Source organism: Caballeronia sordidicola (genome assembly GCF_002220365.1).
In the GTDB taxonomy this organism is placed as follows: Bacteria; Pseudomonadota; Gammaproteobacteria; order Burkholderiales; family Burkholderiaceae; genus Caballeronia; species Caballeronia sordidicola_C.
In genome coordinates, this window is the sequence record NZ_MTHB01000289.1 from 1 (window position 1) to 1,133 (window position 1,133).

A 1,133-nucleotide genomic window follows, 5' to 3' on the forward strand; every position below is an offset into this window, starting at 1 on the left:
TTGTCACGTCACGCAGCCGCTGCTGTGCGAGCAACTTCGGCAATGGGGCATCGAGATCTCGTCGGGACAGGTGAACGCGCTACTGCAAGTGGGCAAGGAGCGCTTTCACGCGGAAAAAGACGGGCTGTTATCGAGCGGCCTGGCGCTCTCGGCGTATGTGACGGTCGATGATACCGGCGCGCGGCATCAAGGCAAGAACGGCTACGTCACCCACATCGGTAACGAACACTTCGCCTGGTTCCAAAGCACGCGCTCGAAGAGCCGAATTAATTTCCTGGGGTTGCTGCGTGCGGGTCATAGCGATTACCAGATCAACGAAGACGCGCTCGCGTACATGAAAGCACAGGGGCTCTCGTACGTGTTCCTGGACGCGCTGCGTCAGCACGAGAGCGCAAGCTTTGCCGATCAGTGCGCGTGGCAGCAGCACCTGAATGGCTTGGGAATGAATACCCCGCGCTACCGCAACATTGCCACCGAGGGCGCGTTGCTTGGCAGCCTGAAACGGCATGGTGTGGCCCCGGATCTCGCCATCATCAGCGATGATGCAGGACAGTTCAACGTGATGATCCACGGGTTATGTTGGGTGCATGCGGAAAGACTGGTCCACAAGCTGCTGCCGCTCAATGATCAACACCGAGAGGACATCGCCCGCGTGCGCGGCGAGATCTGGTCGCTCTACGCCGACCTGAAGGACTACAAACAGCACCCCACTGCGAAACGCAAACGAGAATTAGCAAGACGCTTTGACACGGTCTTCATCCAAAAGACCCTCTATGCGACGCTCGATCGTTTGCTCAGACGGATTCACATGAACAAGTCCGAGTTGCTGCTGGTGTTGGAGCGTCCTGAGGTCCCGCTGCATACCAATGGCAGTGAGCGCGACATTCGCGATCAGGTCAAAAAACGAAAGATCAGTGGCGGCACGCGCAGCGAGCTCGGCCGACAATGCCGCGATACGTTCTCGAGTCTAAAGGCGACGTGCCGCAAGCTGAACATTTCGTTCTGGGAGTATCTGACAGACCGCATTTCTTGCAGCGATCAAATTCCCCTCCTGCCTCATCTCCTCGAACAACGCATCGCCCTCTCTGCTTGAACAGCATGCTGGCGCTCGCCCCGGGTTATTGAGAAGTTAC

Annotated in this window: 1 protein-coding gene; it reads left to right on the forward strand. The window is 57.7% G+C overall.

Going from position 1 to position 1,133, the window contains the following annotated elements:
• Positions 1-1,093: IS66 family transposase (locus BSU04_RS42355; protein ID WP_089166155.1), on the forward strand; the 1,093-nt coding region annotated here is incomplete at its 5' end.
• Positions 1,094-1,133: the final 40 nt, after the last annotated feature.